The organism is Helcococcus kunzii ATCC 51366, from assembly GCF_000245755.1.
GTDB lineage: Bacteria > Bacillota > Clostridia > Tissierellales > Peptoniphilaceae > Helcococcus > Helcococcus kunzii.
The window spans coordinates 758776-782133 of sequence record NZ_JH601088.1; the positions used below are offsets into that span (position 1 = coordinate 758776).

Consider the following 23358-nt stretch of genomic DNA (forward strand, 5'->3'; position numbering starts at 1 on the left):
ATAATGTGACAATAACGTAACAAATATTTTTATTTTAAATTAGAAAATAATACTATATAATTATATTCATAATATATTTTATGAAAAATTATATATGTTAAAATTTATGATAAAATGAAATTATAAAGATATTAAAATTAAATTTGAAAAGAAAATAGATTTATGAGGTGAAGATGAAGAAATTATGGGGATATATCTCGTTAGGATTTGCAAAAATGGTAGATGCAATAATAAAGGGATTGGTTGTTACTTTTGAATTTATAACTAATCTAAGTGAACAAGCAAAGGCTCTTTTGTTACCAATATTTATGATGGTAATTGTGTCAATGTTTATTTTTCCTTTATTATTGTTATTCATATTTACAGGTCCAGGGATAATATTACTTCTTGTTTTACTATTACCTATAATAATTTCCATGTTAGGTAAAGGTAGTTTAAGAAAATTATATCAATGGCAATATGCAACAAACAAATTTTTATATGCATATGCTAATGACATGATAAATGATACAAATAATAGAAGACCATATTCTGTATACAAACAAGAATATATTGATGAATTAAATAGAAAATTTGAAGAACAAAGAAGAAGAGAAGAAGAAGCAAGAAGAAGACGACAACAAGCTGAAAATGAAAGATGGGAAAGAATCTTTGAAGAATATTTTAATTCTTTCGGAGGTGGTGCATATACTGGTGGAAGTTATGATGGAAGAAACACAGGAGGATATCAAAATCCTGGAGGATATAATCCATTTTCACAATTCAAATCCCAATACGAGCAAGCTTGTGATGTTTTAGGAGTTTCATATAATGCTGAATATTCAGAAATTAAGTCATCATATAGAAAATTAGCAAAAAAATATCATCCAGATTTAAGTAAAGAAAATAATGCGGAAGAAATGTTTAAAAAAGTAAATAATGCATTTGAATTCTTATCTGAAGAAAATGTAAGACGTTATAAAAATATGTAAAGAGGTATGAAATGACAAATAAAAATAATAATTTAAAAGAAATCTATCTAGCAGGAGGATGCTTCTGGGGGACACAAGCATATTTTGATCAAATAGATGGTGTAGTTGAAACTGAAGTAGGATATGCTAATGGAGTTATTGAAAATCCAACTTATGAACAAGTTTGTACAGGATCTACTGGATTTGCGGAAACAACTAAAATTATCTATGATGCAGATAAAATAAATTTATATCAAATTTTAGAACAATATTTTAGAACCATTGATCCAACTTCATTAAACAAACAAGGTGGAGACGTAGGTACACAATATAGAACAGGAATTTATACATTAAATAGTAAAGATAGACAATCAGTTAGAGAATTTTTTGAATTAGTTAAAAATAATTACAATAAAGAAATAGTAGTTGAAAATAAAATTTTAGAAAATTATTATCCAGCAGAAGAATATCATCAAAAATATCTGCAAAAAAATCCTGGTGGATATTGTCATGTAGATCTTTCTTTAGCGAAAGAAGATTCACAATTACAAAAATATACTAAACCAGATGAAGAAACATTAAAACAAAACTTAACTAAAACACAATTTGAAGTAACTCAAAATGCGGATACTGAAATGCCTTTTTCAAGTGAATATGATACGCACTATGAAAAAGGAATTTATGTTGATATCGTAACAAAACAACCTTTATTTGCGTCAACTGACAAATTTGACGCGGGATGTGGATGGCCATCTTTTAGTAAACCAATCGATAATTCATTAAATTACTTTGAAGATAATAAATTGAGCAGAAAAAGAATTGAAGTAAAAAGCAAATCTGGTGATACTCATTTAGGTCATGTATTTAATGATGGACCAAAAGAATTAGGTGGTTTAAGATATTGTATAAATGGAGCAAGCTTAGAATTTATTCCGTATGAAGAAATGGATGAAAGAGGATATTCAGAATATAAAAAACTTGTGGAGTAAAAAATGTCACAAAGAAGACGCATTAAAAATGTTGATAAAATAAATAAAATAAGAGAAAAAAGAAGAAAAGACAGGATAAAAAATAATAAGTCTTCTTTATATAATAGAAATTTAAACGTAAATAAAAGAAAAAGAGTTCGTAAAAAAAAGAATGTTCCATTAAGAATAACTTTTTTATTATTGGTAGTAATTTTATTATTTTTTGGAGTTTATAAATTAATATCTGTGTTATTTTTACAAAAAAGAGCTAATTATGGACAAATAAGGTCATATTATGCAACAAGTGAATATGATAAATCCTTTAAGGAATATAATAAAAATCTATACTATGATAATTTTAAAAAAGAAAATGGCGTATATGTAGCAAATAAATCTTCAAACCCAAATATAATTAATATTGTAAAAAACAATTATGAAGATATACTTTTTGAAGAATTAAACAAATATCTAAACGAAAAATCTATTAAGCAGAAAGATTTTTCTATATATTTAGAAAAAGATGGAAAAGAGTTACTTTCTATAAATGAAGATGTTAAATATGAAAATTATGATATTAAGGATTTTATTAATTTATTGTTAGTAAAGCATGGAATAGAAAATAATATCTTCAAAATCAATGATGAAGTAACTATTTATAAGAGTGATTTAGCACCAAGTAACATTTATAGTTCTAAAAATATAGGTGATAAAGTAAAAGTAGATAGGATATTAAACGATGCCTATTCAAAAGGCGATAGAATATCAAAAAATATTATTAATAGGATATTAGTAGAAAACAAGATAAATGAATCCAATACATTAAATATTGTATTGAAGAATAGTGATTTTAAAAAATATTCTGTTAAAGATATTGCTAAACTGATTAATGTGCAAGATAAAGGTAGTACAACCATAAATTCGGTATTTGATTCTCTCTTTAAAGAAGAAAATACTTTATTTTTAAGTTCAATATATAGTCCTTCGGGAAATAAAAACATACATCAAGATAAAAAGGAATATAAATATGACGCTGGTATTGTAAATACTTCAAATAAATATATTTTTTCTATATATTCAGAAAAGTTAACTACAGAACAAATTAATGATATAGGTGATCTACTTAATAGAAAGATAGAAGAAATAGAATCTATAAAGAAAATACATGAGTAAGCCAAAAGCTATTATGATTAACTACGTGTTAAAATAATAGCTTTTTTCTATATATAGAAATATTTAATTCGAAAAAATCTAAAAATTTTCTAAAAAATAAGATTTATTTTTAAATTTTTTATCAATAATCAGTGAAATTTGCGTTTAAAACACCCCATAAAAGCCTAAAAATAGCAAAAAGTAAAAAAAATCAAAAAAAATTTGACAAAGTATATATATCTTGCTAATATAATAGAGCACCACAAATTGAGTGAAGCGAAAAAATATTGAAAAAAATATTTTGAAAAAAAAATAAAAAAAAGCTTGACAAAATAAAATGATGGTGTTAATATAATAAAGTCGCATCGAGAGAGACTCTTGAGAGACTTAAAAAAATAAAGAACCTAAACAAGTAAATAACGTCAATAACTTTTGAGTAATAATTTCAAAAAATAAGCTAGATCAAACTTTAATTTGAGAGTTTGATCCTGGCTCAGGACGAACGCTGGCGGCGTGCTTAACACATGCAAGTTGAACGAGAATTTTTCAGTCGATTTCTTCGGAATGAAACCGAAAAAGGAAAGTAGCGAACGGGTGAGTAACACGTGAGAAACCTGCCTTTCACAAAGGGATAGCCTCGGGAAACCGGGATTAATACCTTATGATACATTAATATCGCATGATGTAAATGTTAAAGAATTTCGGTGAAAGATGGTCTCGCGTCTGATTAGCTAGTTGGTAAGGTAGTGGCTTACCAAGGCAACGATCAGTAGCCGGATTGAGAGGTTGAACGGCCACACTGGAACTGAGACACGGTCCAGACTCCTACGGGAGGCAGCAGTGGGGAATTTTGCACAATGGGGGAAACCCTGATGCAGCGACGCCGCGTGAACGATGAAGGTCTTCGGATTGTAAAGTTCTGTCCTTAGCGAAGATAATGACAGTAGCTAAGAAGCAAGCCCTGGCTAAATACGTGCCAGCAGCCGCGGTAATACGTATGGGGCAAGCGTTGTCCGGAATTATTGGGCGTAAAGGGTATGTAGGCGGTTAATTAAGTCTGAATTTAAAGGCTGTGGCTCAACCACGGTTCGGTTTAGAAACTGGTTAACTTGAGTAGATGAGGGGAAAGTGGAATTCCATGTGTAGCGGTGAAATGCGTAGATATATGGAGGAACACCAGTGGCGAAGGCGACTTTCTAGAATCTAACTGACGCTGAGATACGAAGGCGTGGGTAGCAAACAGGATTAGATACCCTGGTAGTCCACGCAGTAAACGATGAGTGCTAGTTGTTGGGAGTCAAATCTCAGTGACGCAGCTAACGCATTAAGCACTCCGCCTGGGGAGTACGTACGCAAGTATGAAACTCAAAGGAATTGACGGGGACCCGCACAAGCAGCGGAGCATGTGGTTTAATTCGAAGCAACGCGAAGAACCTTACCAAGGCTTGACATATACAGGAATATCCTAGAGATAGGATAGTCTTTTCGGAGACTTGTATACAGGTGGTGCATGGTTGTCGTCAGCTCGTGTCGTGAGATGTTGGGTTAAGTCCCGTAACGAGCGCAACCCCTATCTTTAGTTACTAGCGAGTAAAGTCGAGGACTCTAGAGAGACTGCCGGTGATAAACCGGAGGAAGGTGGGGATGACGTCAAATCATCATGCCCTATATGTCTTGGGCTACACACGTGCTACAATGGTCTGAACAAAGCGCAGCTACCTCGTGAGAGCAAGCGAATCGCATAAAACAGATCTCAGTTCGGATTGCAGGCTGCAACTCGCCTGCATGAAGTCGGAGTTGCTAGTAATCGTGGATCAGAACGCCACGGTGAATGCGTTCCCGGGTCTTGTACACACCGCCCGTCACACCATGGGAGTTGGCAATACCCGAAGTCGTCGAGCTAACCGTCAAGGAGGCAGACGCCGAAGGTAGGGTCAATAACTGGGGTGAAGTCGTAACAAGGTAGCCGTATCGGAAGGTGCGGCTGGATCACCTCCTTTCTAAGGAAAAGTTAAATGGAGAAATTAAGTATTCATTAACTATAAAAAAAGAGAAATTACGATTCAGAAAAGTGTTGACGTTATGTTTAGGAAAATTTAATATTTAGTCTGGTTATATACCAGATTTCTTTATGGGGGTATAGCTCAGCTGGGAGAGCGCCTGCCTTGCACGCAGGAGGCCAGGAGTTCGAATCTCCTTACCTCCACCATTTGAACCTTAAACAATTAAATAGTAATAAATATTTCTGGTCAAACAGAAAAGAGCACAAGGTGAATGCCTTGGCACATGGAGCCGATGAAGGACGTTAGCGAACGAAAACCACGAGTAGCTGCAACAAGCGTTGATACGTGGGTCTCCGAATGAGGAAACTCACATGATGAAGAGTCATGTACCATATAGTGAATACATAGCTATGTGGGGGAAAACCCGGAGAACTGAAACATCTAAGTACCCGGAGGAAGAGAAAGAAAACTCGATTTTCTAAGTAGCGGCGAGCGAAAGGGAAAGAGCCCAACTTAGCATTAGTTTTTCAAAACATAGTAGAATAAGCTGGAAAGCTTAACCATAGAAGGTAAAGGTCCTGTATACGAAAAGTTGACAAAAACAGCTAGAAAGAGTAGTGTCGAACACGAGAAATTCGGCGTGAATATGGGGGGACCACCCCCCAAGGCTAAATACTACCATGTGACCGATAGAGGATAGTACCGTGAGGGAAAGGTGAAAAGAACCCCGGAAGGGGAGTGAAATAGAATCTGAAACCTTGTGCTTACAATCAGTGGAAGCAGACAGGATCTGTGACCACGTACTTTTTGTAGAACGGGCCAGCGAGTTATGGTATTAGGCAAGGTTAAGTGATTAAGTCACGAAGCCGTAGGGAAACCGAGTGTGAATAGCGCGAAAGTCTGATGCTATAGACCCGAAACTGGGTGATCTACCCATGGGCAGGCTGAAGTTGAAGTAAAATTCAATGGAGGGCCGAACCGGGTACGGTTTAAAACGTATCGGATGACCTGTGGGTAGGGGTGAAAAGCCAATCGAACTCAGAGATAGCTGGTTCTCCTCGAAATAGCTTTAGGGCTAGCGTCGATAATAAGATTACTGGAGGTAGAGCACTGAATGGTTGAGGGGCATTTAATGTTACCAAAATCTATCAAACTCCGAATACCAGATAATTATAGTCGGCAGTCAGAACGTGAGGGATAAGCTTCACGCTCAAAAGGGAAACAGCCCAGACCGTCAGCTAAGGTCCCTAAATCATGTTAAGTGGTTAAGGATGTGATTCTACTTAGACAACTAGGATGTTGGCTTAGAAGCAGCCACACATTTAAAGAGTGCGTAATAGCTCACTAGTCAAGTGGAGTTGCGCCGAAGATAAACGGGGCTAAACATGATACCGAAGCTACGGAATTTAGAGACATGAAGTAAGTTATCTAAGATAACAGATTGTTGTTTAATCAGAAATATAAAATACAAAGAAATCAAATGAAATAGACGAAAAAAATTAATTACGTCAGACATCAAGATTATTCCCGTGTAACAAACACGAAATAAGAAAAAAGTATAACAATTTCAGAAGATTAAATAACAGAACTTAGAAAATTTACTTCTCGTCTCTAAATTGGTAGAGGAGCATTGTGTACACGTTGAAGCTGAATCGCAAGATAGGTGGAGAGTACACAAGAGAGAATGCTGGCATGAGTAGCGAGAAGGTGAGTGAGAATCTCACCCGTCGAAAACCTAAGGTTTCCTGGGCAAGGCTCGTCCTCCCAGGGTAAGTCGGGACCTAAGCCGAGGCTGAAAGGCGTAGGCGATGGATAACAGGTTGAAATTCCTGTACTGCTAGTAGTCGTTATTAGAGATGTGTTGACGCAGAAGGTTAGGTTTAGCGCGCGGTTGGAAAAGCGCGTCCAAGCACAAAGTTAGGCCTGGGAGGCAAATCCCCCGGGTAACGATGAAGTGTGATGGGGATCGAAAAATAAGTAGAGAAGGAACTGACACCAAGCTGCCGAGAAAAGACACTATCGAGACTAAAAGCACCCGTACCGCAAACCGACACAGGTAGGAAGGAAGAAAATTCTAAGACGCGCGGAAGAACCATTGTTAAGGAACTCGGCAAAATGACCCCGTAACTTCGGGAGAAGGGGTGCCTCAGAAATGAGGCCGCAGTGAATTGGCCCAAGCGACTGTTTACCAAAAACACAAGTATCTGCTAAATCGCAAGATGAAGTATAGGTGCTGACACCTGCCCGGTGCTGGAAGGTCAAGGGGAAGGCTTAGCGCAAGCGAAGGCTAGAACTTAAGCCCCAGTAAACGGCGGCCGTAACTATAACGGTCCTAAGGTAGCGAAATTCCTTGTCGGGTAAGTTCCGACCCGCACGAAAGGTGTAACGATTTGGGCACTGTCTCAACAATGGATCCGGTGAAATTGTATTAGTCGTGAAGATGCGACTTACCCACGCTAGGACGGAAAGACCCCGTGGAGCTTTACTGCAGATTGATATTGGATTTTGAGGCCTAATGTAGAGGATATGTGGGAGATGAAGAATTAGTGGCGCCAGTTGCTAAGGAGTCGCCGTTGGAATACCACACTTTAGGCTTTAAGGTTCTAACCATACACCCTGAATCGGGTGTTGGGACACTGTCAGTCGGGCAGTTTGACTGGGGCGGTCGCCTCCTAAAAAGTAACGGAGGCGTTCAAAGGTTCGCTCAGAATGGACGGAAACCATTTAAAGAGTGTAAAGGCAAAAGCGAGCTTAACTGCGACACCTACAAGTGGAGCAGATACGAAAGTAGGACTTAGTGATCCGGTGGTACCGAGTGGAAGGGCCATCGCTCAACGGATAAAAGCTACCCCGGGGATAACAGGCTTATCTCCCCCAAGAGTTCACATCGACGGGGAGGTTTGGCACCTCGATGTCGGCTCGTCTCATCCTGGGGCTGGAGTAGGTCCCAAGGGTTGGGCTGTTCGCCCATTAAAGAGGCACGCGAGCTGGGTTCAGAACGTCGCGAGACAGTTCGGTCCCTATCCAGCGTGGGCGTAAGAAATTTGAGAGGATCTGTCCTTAGTACGAGAGGACCGGGATGGACAGACCGCTGGTGTATCAGTTGTCATGCCAATGGCACGGCTGAGTAGCTAAGTCTGGAAGGGATAAGTGCTGAAGGCATCTAAGTACGAAGCCCACCTCAAGATAAGATTTCTAAAAGAGTCCTTATAGAAAATGAGGTTGATAGGTCAAAGGTGTAAGTACAGTAATGTATGTAGCTAATTGATACTAATAACTCGAAAGTTTGACCAGAAATATTTCTTTACTATTATGTGACATATAGCAATAGTTAAGTCACGAAAAATTGTTTAGAGTTTAATATGTGGTGACAATAGCGAAGGGGATACACCTGTATCCATCTCGAACACAGAAGTTAAGCCCTTCATCGCTGATGGTACTTGGCTGGTAACGGCTTGGGAGAGTAGGTAGTCGCCAAATAGTTTTGAAAGCATACTTATGTATGCTTTTTTTTTATAAAATTTTTATTTATATACGGTAATGCTATGTTATAATTTATATGATGGAATTAAATTTATAGGAGTGATAAATGTATAACGATATTAAAGAAATCTTGATTACAGAAGAACAAATACAAACTAGAGTAAAAGAAATGGGTAAACAGATCTATGATGATTATCAAAATTCTAATTTACTAATGGTTGGAGTATTAAAGGGAGTGGTACCATTTTTTGCTGATTTAATGAGATCAATTGATATGCAAATTAATATAGATTTTATGTCAGTATCAAGCTATGGACAAAATTCTAGTTCTACTGGAGAGGTTAGAATACTTAAGGATTTAGATTATAGCGTAATAGATAAGGATGTATTAATCATTGAAGATATTATTGATTCTGGGTATACTTTGAACTATTTAAAGAAACTTTTTTTAGAAAGAGGTGCAAAATCTGTACGTATTTGTGCTTTTTTAGATAAAGTTGATAATAGAGAAGTAGATGTTGAAGTTGAATATATCGGCTATGAATTACCTAATGAATTTATTATTGGATATGGTTTAGATTATGCTGAAAAATATAGAAACTTACCATTTGTAGCTAGCTTGAAAGAAGAAGTATATAGTTAATAGAAGTTTGATGATACCACAAGAAAAGTTTAAATTATTAAAGATTAAAGATAATATGCGGTTTGCATTTCTGTATACCGTATTAAAAGGAAAATTATGAGAAAATATATTATTAAGATTTTAAATGGAATGGCACTTGGTTTATTCTCATCACTAATTATAGGTTTGATTATTAAACAGGTTGGTATTTTAGCCAATGTTGATTTTTTAATTTCAATTGGTAGTATTGCTCAGTTATTTATGGGGGCAGCGATTGGTGTTGGGGTTGCTTATAGTTTAGATGCAAAGTCATTGGTTTTGATTTCTGCTGTTGTTGCAGGTTCACTAGGTGCTGGTAGTATTAGATTTGTTGATGGAAAAGCTTTATTGCAGATAGGTGAACCAGTTGGTGCACTTTTTTCATCATGGATAAGTGTGGAAATAGGCAATAGGATTATTGGTAAAACAAAAGTTGATATTGTTATTATACCTTTTATAGTAATTATAATCGGTGGATTAGTAGGAAACACTGTTAGCCCATATATTGCTACATTTATGAATGGAATAGGTAAAATCATTAATTTCGCAACTGAACAACAACCAATTGTTATGGGAATTATTATATCTACAGTTATGGGAATTGCTTTAACAATGCCAATTAGTTCTGCAGCTATTGGTATTGCCCTTAATTTAAATGGCTTAGCTGCTGGAGCAGCTTTAGTAGGATGTTGTTGTCATATGGTTGGGTTTGCAGTTTCTTCATATAGAGAAAATAAATTTGGAGGATTGATATCTCAAGGGATTGGTACATCAATGATTCAAATTTCTAATATTATTAAAAATCCTAGGATTATGCTACCTCCTGTTTTCTCAAGTATAATATTAGGACCAATAGCTACAACTATATTTCAAATTAAATCAAGCCCAATTGGATCAGGAATGGGAACAAGCGGACTTGTTGGAATAATTTCCACATATGAAGTTATGAGAAAAGATAGTTTATTACAAATTATTTTAATATGTGTTATTTTACCAAGTATATTATCATTAATTTTTTCTGAATATATGAGAAAAAAATCATATATTAAATCTGGAGATATGAAGCTAAATTAATTTAAAATAGTTAATTTTATGATATAATTTTAGGGTTAGGAGATAGTATGAAATTAACAAAGGGTGATAAAGTACTAGTTGCTTTATTAGTTGTATTTAGTATTTTTTTAGCGTTTTATATGTCTAAAGCTAGTGATAATGCAGAAAAGAAATATGTTAGTATTCAAATAAATGGCGAGGAGATAAATGCCATACATTTTTCAAAAGATATTATTGGTAAAACATATAAAGTAGAAACTGAATATGGATATAATATTTTAAAATTTGGAGATGAAGAGGTTCAAATAATTGATGCCTCTTGTTTGGATAAATTGTGTATAAAACAAGGGACTATTAATAAAATTGGCCAATTATTAGTATGTTTACCTAATAGGCTAGTAGTTGAAATCAAGTCAACTGATGGATCTTCTGGCGAAGTTGATGGGTCTACATTCTAATGAGTAGAGAGTTAAGAGATTTAGTTTATACTGCTTTGCTTGTAGCGATGGCACTAGCAGTATCTTTAGTTGAAAGATTGATACCATTACCATTTTCAATGCCAGGGGCCAAATTGGGATTGTCAAATATGGTAATTTTAGTTACATTAATGTTATATGGTTTTAAAAGAGGAATGGTGGTTGCACTGTTAAAATCCATTTTATTAATGTTAATTGTTGGGTTAGGGACATCATTTATTTATAGTTTTGCGGGTGCACTTTTAAGCACCATTACAATGTGGATTTCCTTAAAATATTTTAATGAAAAGATTAAGATATTTAGTATTATAGGGGTGAGTATAATTGGAGCGGTTTCACATAATTTTGCGCAGGTCACGGCTGCAGCATATATTTTGAAGTCACTTATGCTTTATACTTATTTTCCATTTTTAACAATTATTGCTATTGTAACAGGATATTTCGTAGGTTTGGGTTCATATAATGTGGCTTCACAATTAAAGAAAATTAATAAATTTTAGGAGCAGATATGAACAATTTTAGAATCAAAGAAATAAAAGAAAATGAAAGACCAATGGAAAAATTACTTCAATACGGAGTTAATAGTTTAAGTAATTCTGAGTTACTTGCTATATTGATTGGATCTGGTACAAAAAATAAAAATGCTATATATTTAGCAGAAGAAATATTAAAATATAAAATACGTGATAAAGATTTATTATATACTAGTATGGAACAATTAATGGAAATAGACGGTATTGGTTTATCAAAAGCAAGTCGTATAATTTCTGGATTGGAATTAGGTAATAGATTAGCTAAAATCGATAAATCACAAAATATTTCTTTATCAAGTCCAGATACAGTTGCAGAATTTCTTTACGAATATTTCAGAGATTCATATAAAGAAGAATTTTGTGTATTGTTTTTAGATACAAAAAATAAAGTTATAGGTACACAAACAGTTTCAATAGGTACGATAAATCAGTCTCTTGTACATCCAAGAGAAGTTTTTAGATATGCTATTATGAAAAATTCAAATAGTATATTGTTAAGCCATAATCATCCAAGTGGAGATCCTACACCAAGTAAAGAAGATATCTTAATTACTGAAAGACTGATCAAAGCTGGTGAATATATTGGCATAAAAGTTTTAGACCATTTAGTTATTGGTGATAGAAGATATATTAGTTTAAGAGCAGAGAATTTAGTTAGAGGATTTTAATATGAAATTATTAAATATTTTTGGTGCCAATTTCGCGATAGATTTAGGTACAGAAAATACATTAGTTTATAAAGAAAATGAGGGTATAATACTAAAAGAAGCATCTGTTGTCGCGGTTGATGTAAGATCGGGTGAGGTTGTTTCTGTAGGTAATAGTGCTGAACAAATGATTGGTAAATCACCAGACAATATTGTTATTGTACGTCCATTAGAAAATGGTAGTATATCAGATTTTGATATAACGAAGATTTTATTAAAGCATTGCATGGAAAAATCTTTAGCAGCAATAAATATTATTCAGCCAAGAGTTGTTATAACAGCTCCTACAGGTATTTCTGATATTGAAATGAGAGCTTTAGAAGATGCTTGTATATATTCCGGAGCTAGAGAAGTATATATTATAGAATCATCAATGGCTGATGCAATAGGAAATGGTCATGATATTAACTCAACTGAAGGAAAATTAATTGTTGATTTTGGTGCGGGTAATACTGAAATTGCAATTATTAGCATGAATGGTATAGTAATTTCTAAAAATCTTCGATATGGTGGAGATTTACTAAATGAAGAAATTGTTAATTTTATTTATAGCAAGTACTCCATTTCAATAGGTTTATCAACAGCTAAAGAACTAAAAGAAAAGATTGGTACTGTAGGTAGTTTAGATAATGCAAATCCATCAATGGAAGTTAGTGGTAGGGATGCGCTTTCAGGGATGCCTGTTACGATTGATGTGTTTTCATCAGATATTAAAGAAGCTGTTATGAACAAAGTAAAGAAATTCATAGATGAAATAATTTATGTTTTAGAAAAGAATCCACCAGAATTATCTAGAGATATATTAAAAAATGGTATTTTTATTACTGGTGGAGGAAGTCAATTATTAGGTTTAGATAAATTAATTCAAGATACAATAGGGGTTAAAGTTTCTAAATCAACTACTCCATTAGAAGACACTGTTAATGGAGCAGGTATTGTAGTTTGTGATTTAAAAAAATATAAAAATTCTGGGAAATAAGATGTTATATTATAAAAAGAATAAATCAAAGAAAAAACACTATATCACAATATTATCATTAATTTTATTAATAATAATATCTACATTTGTGCCAAAAGCTAATTCTTTTGCATCAAAAGTTGTAAGTTATATAACAACTCCATTATCAAGGGCGACAGCTTTTGTAAATGATAGTATTAGCTCAATTATCGATTATTCAATTGGTACAAAACCAAATAGAGATATGGTAAATAAATTAACTGAGGAAAACCAAAAATTAAAAAAAGAAGTAAATGATTTAAGATATGTTGTTTCTAATGAAAAATATCTTAAGGATTCATATGAATTTTTTAATAAAAACAATAATTTTATTAAAGCGAATATTATTATGTTGGATAATGATGAATTTTTTAAACAGTTCATTATTAATAAAGGAAAAAAACATGGGGTTAAAATGGGAGATATCATTTTAACTTCATATAGAGATAATTCAAATAATATTGTTGGAGCTTTGGTTGGTAAAGTAGTGTCTGTAGAAAATGGATCTGCGATTGTGTCTAGTATATTAGATGATAAATATAATTTTACTTTTGAAGATCTAAAAACTTCAACAATTGGTATTATTAACGAGAGAACAAATGGAATTTTGGAAGGTTATCTTTTAGAAAAAGCAGAAATTAAAGTTGGTGAAAAAGTGTATACTTCAGGAACTGGAGGAAGATACCCTAAAGGGATTTATATTGGAGAAATTGTAAGCAGTTCCGAGAGTTTTGACAGACTTAGAAGAGTTGTAAAGATTAAAAGCCCTGTAGAATTTTCTAAGATTTATGAAGTATTTGTTATGCCAAATGAGGAGATACAATGAGAGGTTTTAAAATAGTCATATTATTTTTAGCTAATTTATTAATTGATTTAGTAATACTATCAAAATATCAAATCTTTGGTGTTGTACCAAGTATAACCATTCCATTGATAGTAGTTTTGTCAATGTTTTCTAATAGAGAAAATATTGTATATTATGCTGTTATACAAGGTATGTTCCAAGACGTAGCATTTGGAAAAATATTAGGTGTTTCAGCGCTAATCTTTTATCTAATTTCATATTACACATATGAAACTGATATAAAAAAGAATTTTAATCTTTGGTATGGTTTATCATGTACTTTTTTAGGAGTAATTTTTTCTAAAATTAGTCATGTTGTAGTTGGTTATTTATTTGATAAGTCAATGTCATTATTGATGAGTTCTTTAATTTATGGATTGATAGCACAAGTCATTATTTCAGTAATAATTTATATCATAATTTATTTTATATTTTATTATTTCAGAAAAAAGAGACTTAGAAATTATATTTAAGGAGGCAATATGAAAAAAAATAGATTGGCAGTAATTTTTCTAGTTTTTTTTATTGCCTTTTTAATTTTATTATCAAGATTATTTGATTTAACAATAATTAATGGCGAAAAATATAGAGAATTTTCTGATAACAATAGAATGAAACAAATCAATATAGATTCTACAAGAGGGATTATTTATGATAAAGATGGTAAGGAATTAGCATCAAATAATCCAATGTATATATTAAATGCATACAAAGATAGATTTAATGCTATAGACACTGAAGAAAAGAATAAAGTACTTCAAAATATTGTTAAAATATTAGAGGAAGATGGGGTTAATTATCTATCTAATTTTGAATTTGGTATATTTGAATTTCAATATAATCAAGATGAAAAATATTTTTCAGAAAAAATATTACCATATGAAAAAGTTATTGAAATCATTCAAGAAAACAAATTACTTAAAGATATACTAAATTCTAAATATGTAATAAATAATGATATAACATTCTATCCAATAAAAAGGATGAAGGATTATCTTGCATTACGAGGAAAGGACATTCCTGTAAAAATAACAACCGATGGTGAAATTAAAGTTGAATTTATAAAAAATGATAAATATAAAGAGTTAATTGAAAGTAAAAAAATAAATTCAACAACAGATCCTCTTGAATACATTTTGAGTATTTTAGAAGAAGATAAGAGTTTTATTAATTATTTATTATCTCATCCACTTTCAAGAAAATTGTCCTATGACATTATGAAAGAAAAATCATTAGCGGATGATATTGTAATTAGTGATATAGTATATAGCGCTGATTTAGGATATATTGAACAAAAGGCAAACTTAAATAAAATAACTAAGAAAATTACTCTAAAAACAAATGCAAAGGAAGATTTTGTTAACTTGGTAAAATCTACAGATGCATTGAAAACTGTATTATCAAATTCTTATAAAGATGAAAATAAGCTTGTTGTTCCTGCTTCAATATTAATCAATATGCTTGAGAAAAAAAATGTAAATACTAATTTGACATTTGCAGTTGATGAAAAAAATAATACAGTTTCTATCGATTATATTGAAAATAAAAATGATTCAGAATTAGCAATTGATAGACTTATAAGATTGGCAAATGAAAATAAAATTATTGATGATTTTATTTTATCTGGAGAAGTTTTAAAAAATGCTCAGACTGCATTATTTAATTCTGGAGTATATCCAAAGATATATTTAAGTGATTGGGAATATTCTTTTATAAAAGATAAACGTGATTTGTTAAATAATAAAGATGAAAAAATGACTGCAAAAGAATTATTTAACGAATTCAAAAAAGAAGATTCTTTAGAAAGATATGATGATTATTTAGCTTATAGTATGTTAAATATATCAAAGAGTATTGATTCAAATGGTTATTTAGCGTATAAACCGACAACTATTGCTAAAAATATTAACTATGATTCAGTGATGAAAATTGAAGAAATTATACCTAAAGATGCGGGATTTGAAGTTGTTGTCGAGTCAAATAGAGTATATCCAAATAAAAATTCTGCTTCACATTTATTAGGTTATATAGGTAATATTTCTGAAAAATTTGAAATAGAAAAATTCATAGAATATAAACAATATGATTTAAATGATATTGTTGGTAAATCAGGATTAGAAGAAAGTTTTGAAGATACATTAAGGGGTTCTAAAGGTAAGAGGTTAGTTTATACTGATGTATATGGTAGAACAACTGACGTTATAGAAGAAACAAATGCTGTTCCAGGAAATAATTTATATACTACAATTAATATTGACTTTCAAAAAGAAGTAGAAAAAATTGTAGAGGATTCAATTCATTCAATAAGTACTGGAGAAGAATATAATAGTTACTTCGGAAAATATCCTATTACACGTGGATCAAAAGCTCAGATAGGTTCTGCTGTAGTTATGGATGTAAAGACTGGAAATATCCTAGCTATGGTATCAAAACCAGATTATGATCCTAATTTATTTGTAAATGGAATTTCAAACTATGATTGGAAGAAATTAAACGAGAGCAATCCAGATGATATATATGCTCCAAGACCAATTTTAAATAATGTATTGCAATCAGCATTTACACCTGGTTCTACATTTAAAACTGTAACATCTCTTGCTGCTTTAGAAAATGGATTAAATCCAGAGCAGTTAATAAATAACTTTGGTTATGTTGATGTTGGTGATAATAGATTTAACGAATTAATCTATACTTTATATAAAGGAAGATGGGGATATCTAAATCTTTATGATGCATTAAAAGTATCATCCAACTATTATTTCTATGTATTGGGATTGGGATATAACCCAAATGTACCAAATGAAAAAGATACAAAAGTTTCACTTGAAGATATTGAAAGTATTACTTCAAGATTGGGAATGCAAAGTAAAACAAATGTAGAAATAAATTATCCAGCAGAATCCTCAGGATATTATCCAAATTTATTTGGTAAGAGATCAATTTTAAAGGCGAGATTAAAACAAGTTTTAGATAAAGATTTATCGAAATATATTAAGCCAGGAATTAATCTTTTAGAAACAAAATTAGAAGATGATATAGCAACTATATTATCTTGGATAGATGCTGGTCCAACAATGACTAGAGCAAGTATTGTTGAAGAACTTGAAAATATGCAATATGATACGACTAAAATTCTTGAAAATAATAAAGAAACTTTAGCAGATATCATCAAATACAGTTACGTAAATATGGCAAAATGGACACAATCAGACTCTGTTAATATGGTTATTGGTCAAGGGCAAAACGCATATACTCCAATGCAAATGGTGCAACTAACTGGTATACTAGCAAATGAAGGCAAGTTTGTGCATCCAACATTGGTTTCAAAAATTATGAATTACGACAATTCAAAGACCATTTTTACACAAACTCCAAAAATTACAGAGACTGGTATTAAACCAGAATACTTCAAGCATGTTAAAGAAGGTATGAGAAGAGCTTCAATAGATGTTTTATATAGAAATAACTTACCTTTTGAAGTAGGCTCAAAAACTGGTACTGCACAATTAGGTGGAATTGATCCAGATACAGGCGAACAATATGATGATTTAGTATCAGAGATTGCATTTGCGCCATTTGATAAACCAGAGATTGCGGTATATTTCTCAGTTGTTGAAGGAAGTAAATCAAAGAACGTAAGAGCGGCAAATAATGATATAATTTACGCTTATTACAAATATGTGAAGAAAGACTCTCGATTCAAAAATACACGAATTGGGGAAGTGTCTGTTGAAGAAAAAAATAATGAAACTATAGAAGAAACTCAAGATGAATAGTTCATTTGAATTATTTTAGAGGTGATATATGAGAAGAATATATTTTGATACAAATAAGAAAAGTGAATTCATCAAAAGATTTCCAGAAATACTTAAGAGTGTTTCTGGAAAATCTTTAATAATAAGTTTAATTCAAGAAAATAGAGAATTAGAAGATGCTCTTGATGTCTTGGATATGATAATTTATGATAATTCAGATTATATTTCTAATATTATAGATTTTGATAAAGCAATTTTGGAATTAGATGACGAAAATTATTTATTGCCATCATCATATAAAATGAAAAATACAGATTTTGATTTTGAATTATTAAATAAAGACATAGAGTCGTTTTTAGATGAAGAGATAAAAAATATTTTTATATTATTTGATGATAATCTAAAAATAGATAATAAACCTGATACAATAAAAATAGTAGATGAAAATTCTGAAGAAGCTAATAATGTAATTATTATTGGAAAAAATCATAATATTGATAAGTTTTCTAATATAAGAGGATTTCTAAATGATGATGAAGATGATTTTAATGAATTAATTGAAAATATTATTAACGATAATTACATTATAAAAAAAGAAAAAAAAGGTATATTGGAAAAAATAAAAGGATTATTTTCAAGAAATGGATAATTTTAGATTTGTATATAAGGATGAAAATAATGACTGTGTAGGGGAGATAAAAAATAGTAGACTAATCCTATATCAAGACCTAAAAAATCAAATAGAAGGCAATATTTATCGAGTTAGAGTAGATTCCTATATCAACTCTATGGATGCTTATATATTAAATATTGGAGAATTTAAAAACGCCATTCTTAGAAGGAGAAATATTGTAAGTGATTTTAAAGTAGGTGAAGATATAATTGTTGAAGTTTTATTTGTACCCAATGATGATAAATTGATTGAAGTGACACAGTATATTTCGATTTCAGATGGTTATATTGTTCTTTTACCTTTTGTTAAATCAAATAGTCCAAAGATAAAAAATGATTTAACTATATCTTATACCTTAAGAACAAAAGCTAAAGATTTACCAAAAGAAGAGATTTTATTTAGATATAATAATTTATTAAATGATTTTTCACATTTGCAAAAAGAAATAAATAAATTGCCTACTCCTAAATTACTTAGGAAAGGTAAATTTTTGACTAATTTTTGCTTAGATTATGATGGAGAAATTATATCAAATTATAAATTAAAATTTGCTTCTATTATTGATGCTAAGTTTAATCCAAAATATGATAGAGAGATATCTACTTCGATAGCTAAAATTGATGATAGAAAAATTGAAATTGATAAGACCTCTATTTATATAGATCAACTAGAAGCTTTAACTGTTGTTGATGTCAATTCTGGTAGTAAATTTATGGATAGATCAAAAGAAGATATGTCATTATCGACTAATTTATCGGTGATTGAAGAGATTGTAATTCAAATATCTTTAAGAAATATAAAGAAAATGGTTTTAATTGATTTTATAAGAGTAAATAATAGAAATAAAGCAAAGATAATAGATAAATTAAAACAGAAATTTGAAGAGTATAATATTAAGGCAAAAATCTTAGGTTTTAGTCGATTGGAATTATTGGAAATAATAATATTTTAATTTGACATTGATTACTTATAATGTTATAATACTCGAGTATCTAAACCGCATTGTATGGGTATTAAAGCATGGCACCCATTTAGCGAGAATAAAAAAATTAAGGAGGAAGATACATGTACGCAATTATAAAAACAGGTGGTAAACAATACCAAGTTAAAGAAGGCGATATCTTAAAAGTAGAAAAATTAGACGTAGAACAAGGTTCAACATATGATTTTGAAGAAGTTGTTTTAGTTTCAAATGATGGTGATGTAAAAGTTGGTTCACCATTTGTTGAAGGAGCAAAAGTTAGCGCTGAAGTTTTAGAACATGGTAAAAATAGAAAAGTAGTTGTTTTCAAATATAAACCTAAAAAAGGTTATGCTAAAAAACAAGGACATAGACAACCATTTACAAGAGTTAGAATCAACAAAATAGGATAATGATTAAAGTAAAAATTAAGAAAAGAAAAGATTATATCACTGGATTTGAGATGAGTGGTCATGCTGAGTTTGATAAATTTGGTAAAGATATCGTATGTGCAGCTGCAAGTATGTTAGCTTATAATACTATCGATACTTTTACAGATTTATTAAAATTAAAAGACTACATAAAATATTCAGTAAAAGATAATCTAATTAATTTTGAGTTAGAACCAGAAATTCAAGAGATAAATATGCATGATTCACAACTTATTTTGAAAAAGTTTGAACTTGGCATGAAGTCACTAGTTGCACAGTACGGTGACTACGTTAAAATATACTACACGGAGGTATAAAATGTTAAAATTAAATTTACAATTTTTCGCAAGTAAAAAAGGGGTTTCATCAACTAGAAACGGTAGAGACTCTAGAGCAAAAAGACTAGGTGCAAAGAAAAGTGATGGACAATACGTTTTAGCTGGAAACATTTTAGTTAGACAAAGAGGAACAAAAATCCATCCAGGTGAAAATGTAGGCATCGGTAAAGATGACACATTATTCGCAAAAACAAATGGCGTTGTTAAATTTGAAAGATATGACAAATCAAGAAAAAAAGTTAGTGTTTATTCAAAAGAACAATTAGCTTAATTTAGTTAGATGTATCCAGGAATTTTATTTCTGGATATTTTTTTTAAAAGAGGTAAGATATGTTTTTAGATATAGCTAAAATAGTAATAAGATCAGGTGCAGGAGGAGACGGTGCTGTTGCTTGGCGTAGAGAAAAATTTGAGCCAGATGGTGGTCCTGCAGGAGGAGACGGTGGCGATGGCGGTAGCGTTATATTAGTTGCTGATTCCAATGTTCAAACTTTACTTGACTTTAAGTATAAGAGACATTTTTTTGCTGAAAATGGACAACCAGGAAGAAATAAGAAACAGTACGGTAAAAAAGGTGAGGATCTATATATTAAAGTGCCAGTTGGTACAATAGTTAGAGAAGCTTCATCAAATAAACTAATATGTGACTTAGTAGAAAATGGAGAAGAGTTTGTAATTGCAAAAGGTGGAAAAGGTGGAAAGGGAAATGCAAAATTTGTTAATTCCATTAGACAAGCACCTAAATTTGCAGAACCAGGAGAAAATCCTCAAGAGATAGAAGTTATATTAGAAGTTAAATTAATTGCAGATGTAGGATTAATCGGATTACCTAATGTTGGTAAATCATCCATTTTATCAATTATCTCCGATGCAAAACCAAAGATAGCAAATTATCATTTTACAACTTTAACACCAAATTTAGGTGTGGTTAAGATTGATTTTGATAATAACTATGTAATTGCTGATATTCCTGGTATCATAGATGGGGCAAGTCAAGGGGTAGGATTAGGTCTACAATTCTTAAAACATGTTGAAAGAACAAGATTATTAGTTCATGTTTTAGATATGGCAGGTAGTGAAGGAAGAGATCCTATTGATGACTTTAAAATGATTATGAATGAACTTGAAAGCTATAGTGAAAAACTTAGTGAAAAAGATTTATTTGTAGTTGCTAATAAAATGGATTTACCAGGAGCTAAAGAAAATTTAGAAGTATTTAGACTAAATTATCCAGAGATAGATGTGATTGAGACTTCTGCAGCAACAAATGATGGTATTGAAAAACTTAAATATTATACTTATGAAAGATTAAAGAAAATTAAAAAAGATTACCAAAGTTTCGATGAAAATGATAAACTAGACTTAGAGAAGTTTTATAAAGTTGATAGAACAATCAATGTTTATAAATCTGGGGAAGAGTTTGTTGTCGAAGGTTATCCAATAAACGAGTTGATACGTAAGACGAATTTCCAAGATTTTGAATCGTTAAGACATTTTGAGCAAGTATTGGATAAAATGGGAGTTATGTCTAAATTAGAGGATTTAGGCGTACAAGACGGCGATACTATACATGTTGGTGATGTAGACATAGAATATTTTGGATAGGAGAGATATGATTAATTCAAAGCAAAGAAAATATTTAAAATCATTAGCAAATACAATTGATCCTAAAATAATTATTGGGAAAAATGGTATTACTGAAAATTTATTAGAACAAATCAATGATACTTTAGAAGCTAATGAAATAGTAAAAATTAAAATATTAAAAAATAATTTATTTGACGATAAAGAAACAATCGATGAAATACTTGAAAAATTAGATGCTGAATTTGTATCACATATGGGCTCAAAATTTGTGATTTATAGACAATCAAAAGAAAAAATTATAGAACTACCATAGAGGAATTATGAAAAGAATAGGTATATTTGGATCATCATTTAATCCGATTCATATAGGTCATTTGATAATATCTGAGCAGGCTAGAATTAGATTAAATTTGGATAAAATTTTATTTATTCCTACAGCTAATCCATATCATAAAAAAGTAGATTTACTTGATTATGATATAAGATATGAAATGACTAAAAAAACAATAAATGATAATCCATTTTTTGAATTATCAGATATTGAAAAAAATCTTAAAATAAATTCCTATAGCTACAATATTATGAGTGAATTAATTAAAACAGAAAATGCTAATTATTATTTCATTATTGGTAGTGATAGTTTTAATAATTTACATACTTGGTATGAGCATGAAAAGTTTTTACAATTAGTAAATCTAGTTGTTTTTAAGAGACCGGGATATGATATAAATACGGAAACATTAGATCGATATAGAAAATTATCTTCTAATGAAATAATATATTATGATGATTTACAAATTGAAATTTCATCAACACAGATAAGAAATTCGATAATTAATAATATCATTCCGAGATATATACTAAAAGATGAAACAATTGAATTTATTCAGGAGAATAATTTATGGCGTTAAGTTTTGAAGATATAATTGAAGATTTATCTAAGATATTAAAACCAAAAAGATTTACACATACATTAAATGTAAATAAGACAGCATTGAAAATCAATAAAATGCATAAATTAGGTTTAGATGAAGATCAAATCCAATATGCAGCTTTATTGCATGATTGTGCAAAAGGTGTAGAAGAAAGATATTTTGAAGAGTATAAGGAAAAATATTCTTTAGATTATGAAAAGATATTTGAAATACCTCCTATTGCACATGCAATTCTTGGTGGGATTGTAGCAAAAGAAAGATATGGTGTTAAAGATCCTATTGTATTAGATGCGATTAGATGGCATACTACAGGAAAAGAAAATATGACACTGTTAAACAAAGTTTTGTGTGCTGCAGATTTTATTGAGCCAGGAAGAGATTTTGAGCATGCAAAAATAGCTAGAAAAAAAGTTGAAAAAGACTTTTATGACGGATTATTTTATTTATTTGATGTACAAATTAAGCATTTAGAGGAATGTGGTCAAGATATAGATATAAACACATTAAAAGCGAGAGATTATCTATTAAAGGAGAGTTAATGAATAAACTAGAAATAGTAAAGAAAGCTTGTGAAGACAGATTAGGAAGTGATATTAAAGTTTTAGAGATAGGCTCAAAAACAACTATCGCAGATTATTTTGTCATAGTTACTGGTAATTCAGTTCAACACACAAAAGCTTTAGCAAATGAAATAGAAGATAAAATTGAAAAAGCAGGATATGAAGTATTAAGAAATGAAGGCTTCAGAGATGCTACATGGATTTTAATGGACTTAGGTGAGATAATAGTTCATATTTTTACAGAAGAACAAAGAGAGTTTTACGATATAGAAAAACTATGGGATTAAGACAGCT

The 23358-nt window shown here is 31.0% G+C and carries 22 protein-coding genes, 1 tRNA gene and 3 rRNA genes; all 26 read left to right on the forward strand.

Annotation, left to right across the window (positions count from 1 at the left end; genetic code table 11):
• The first annotated feature begins 173 nt into the window (after nt 1-173).
• Complete coding sequence (locus HMPREF9709_RS03315; RefSeq protein WP_005397061.1) at nt 174-971, forward strand: DnaJ domain-containing protein; 798 nt, start codon at nt 174-176, stop codon at nt 969-971.
• A gap of 11 nt (nt 972-982) precedes the next feature.
• Nucleotides 983-1939, forward strand: coding sequence for a peptide-methionine (S)-S-oxide reductase MsrA (gene msrA, locus HMPREF9709_RS03320; RefSeq protein ID WP_005397062.1), 957 nt, complete (start codon nt 983-985; stop codon nt 1937-1939).
• A gap of 3 nt (nt 1940-1942) precedes the next feature.
• The gene (locus HMPREF9709_RS03325) at nt 1943-3088 is read left to right on the forward strand and encodes a hypothetical protein (RefSeq protein WP_005397063.1); all 1146 of its coding nucleotides are present in this window, start codon (nt 1943-1945) and stop codon (nt 3086-3088) included.
• Between the two features lie 449 nt (nt 3089-3537).
• Nucleotides 3538-5067, forward strand: a 16S ribosomal RNA gene (locus HMPREF9709_RS03330).
• 133 nt (nt 5068-5200) lie between these two features.
• Nucleotides 5201-5276, forward strand: a tRNA-Ala gene (locus tag HMPREF9709_RS03335).
• A 38-nt stretch (nt 5277-5314) separates the two neighbouring features.
• A 23S ribosomal RNA gene (locus HMPREF9709_RS03340) occupies nt 5315-8364 on the forward strand.
• 69 nt (nt 8365-8433) lie between these two features.
• Nucleotides 8434-8550: ribosomal RNA gene (rrf, locus tag HMPREF9709_RS03345) — 5S ribosomal RNA — on the forward strand.
• The 16S, 23S and 5S rRNA genes sit together here with 1 tRNA gene alongside, the layout of an rRNA operon.
• Before the next feature lie 109 nt (nt 8551-8659).
• Nucleotides 8660-9196, forward strand: coding sequence for a hypoxanthine phosphoribosyltransferase (gene hpt / locus HMPREF9709_RS03350; protein ID WP_005397920.1), 537 nt, complete (start codon nt 8660-8662; stop codon nt 9194-9196).
• Between the two features lie 96 nt (nt 9197-9292).
• The gene (locus tag HMPREF9709_RS03355) at nt 9293-10288 is read left to right on the forward strand and encodes a PTS sugar transporter subunit IIC (protein WP_005397921.1); all 996 of its coding nucleotides are present in this window, start codon (nt 9293-9295) and stop codon (nt 10286-10288) included.
• Between the two features lie 47 nt (nt 10289-10335).
• Entirely contained in the window at nt 10336-10725 is a 390-nt protein-coding gene (locus tag HMPREF9709_RS03360; RefSeq protein WP_005397923.1) for a NusG domain II-containing protein, read from the forward strand.
• Entirely contained in the window at nt 10725-11243 is a 519-nt protein-coding gene (locus tag HMPREF9709_RS03365) for a Gx transporter family protein (RefSeq protein ID WP_005397925.1), read from the forward strand. Before HMPREF9709_RS03360 ends, HMPREF9709_RS03365 begins: the two co-directional genes overlap by 1 nt.
• Before the next feature lie 8 nt (nt 11244-11251).
• Complete coding sequence (gene radC / locus HMPREF9709_RS03370; RefSeq protein WP_005397927.1) at nt 11252-11944, forward strand: RadC family protein; 693 nt, start codon at nt 11252-11254, stop codon at nt 11942-11944.
• 1 nt (nt 11945) lies between these two features.
• The gene (gene mreB / locus HMPREF9709_RS03375) at nt 11946-12962 is read left to right on the forward strand and encodes a rod shape-determining protein (RefSeq protein ID WP_005397928.1); all 1017 of its coding nucleotides are present in this window, start codon (nt 11946-11948) and stop codon (nt 12960-12962) included.
• A 1-nt stretch (nt 12963) separates the two neighbouring features.
• Nucleotides 12964-13806 (forward strand): rod shape-determining protein MreC, encoded by an 843-nt coding sequence (mreC, locus tag HMPREF9709_RS03380; RefSeq protein WP_005397929.1) that lies wholly within the window; start codon nt 12964-12966, stop codon nt 13804-13806.
• Nucleotides 13803-14297 (forward strand): rod shape-determining protein MreD, encoded by a 495-nt coding sequence (gene mreD / locus HMPREF9709_RS03385; protein WP_005397930.1) that lies wholly within the window; start codon nt 13803-13805, stop codon nt 14295-14297. Before mreC ends, mreD begins: the two co-directional genes overlap by 4 nt.
• Before the next feature lie 9 nt (nt 14298-14306).
• Complete coding sequence (locus HMPREF9709_RS03390; protein ID WP_005397932.1) at nt 14307-17600, forward strand: penicillin-binding transpeptidase domain-containing protein; 3294 nt, start codon at nt 14307-14309, stop codon at nt 17598-17600.
• Between the two features lie 28 nt (nt 17601-17628).
• Entirely contained in the window at nt 17629-18228 is a 600-nt protein-coding gene (locus HMPREF9709_RS03395) for a hypothetical protein (RefSeq protein WP_005397934.1), read from the forward strand.
• Nucleotides 18221-19204 carry a ribonuclease E/G gene (locus tag HMPREF9709_RS09545; protein WP_005397935.1) on the forward strand — a complete coding sequence of 328 codons (984 nt, stop codon included), beginning with the start codon at nt 18221-18223 and terminating at the stop codon, nt 19202-19204. Before HMPREF9709_RS03395 ends, HMPREF9709_RS09545 begins: the two co-directional genes overlap by 8 nt.
• A 113-nt stretch (nt 19205-19317) precedes the next feature.
• Complete coding sequence (rplU, locus tag HMPREF9709_RS03405) at nt 19318-19626, forward strand: 50S ribosomal protein L21 (protein ID WP_005397937.1); 309 nt, start codon at nt 19318-19320, stop codon at nt 19624-19626.
• Entirely contained in the window at nt 19626-19961 is a 336-nt protein-coding gene (locus HMPREF9709_RS03410) for a ribosomal-processing cysteine protease Prp (protein WP_005397939.1), read from the forward strand. Before rplU ends, HMPREF9709_RS03410 begins: the two co-directional genes overlap by 1 nt.
• A 1-nt stretch (nt 19962) precedes the next feature.
• A complete protein-coding gene (gene rpmA, locus HMPREF9709_RS03415) occupies nt 19963-20253 on the forward strand; it encodes a 50S ribosomal protein L27 (protein WP_005397940.1) in 291 nt (96 codons plus the stop codon).
• Between the two features lie 59 nt (nt 20254-20312).
• On the forward strand, nt 20313-21587 hold the full coding sequence (gene obgE, locus HMPREF9709_RS03420; RefSeq protein ID WP_005397942.1) for a GTPase ObgE: 1275 nt from the start codon (nt 20313-20315) through the stop codon (nt 21585-21587).
• 7 nt (nt 21588-21594) lie between these two features.
• Nucleotides 21595-21882, forward strand: a complete 288-nt coding sequence (locus HMPREF9709_RS03425) for a YhbY family RNA-binding protein (RefSeq protein ID WP_005397943.1) — start codon at nt 21595-21597, stop codon at nt 21880-21882.
• 7 nt (nt 21883-21889) lie between these two features.
• Entirely contained in the window at nt 21890-22480 is a 591-nt protein-coding gene (gene nadD / locus HMPREF9709_RS03430; protein WP_005397944.1) for a nicotinate-nucleotide adenylyltransferase, read from the forward strand.
• On the forward strand, nt 22471-23043 hold the full coding sequence (gene yqeK / locus HMPREF9709_RS03435; RefSeq protein ID WP_005397945.1) for a bis(5'-nucleosyl)-tetraphosphatase (symmetrical) YqeK: 573 nt from the start codon (nt 22471-22473) through the stop codon (nt 23041-23043). The genes nadD and yqeK overlap by 10 nt, the downstream gene beginning before the upstream one ends.
• A complete protein-coding gene (gene rsfS, locus HMPREF9709_RS03440; protein WP_005397946.1) occupies nt 23043-23351 on the forward strand; it encodes a ribosome silencing factor in 309 nt (102 codons plus the stop codon). Before yqeK ends, rsfS begins: the two co-directional genes overlap by 1 nt.
• Nucleotides 23352-23358 lie beyond the last annotated feature (7 nt).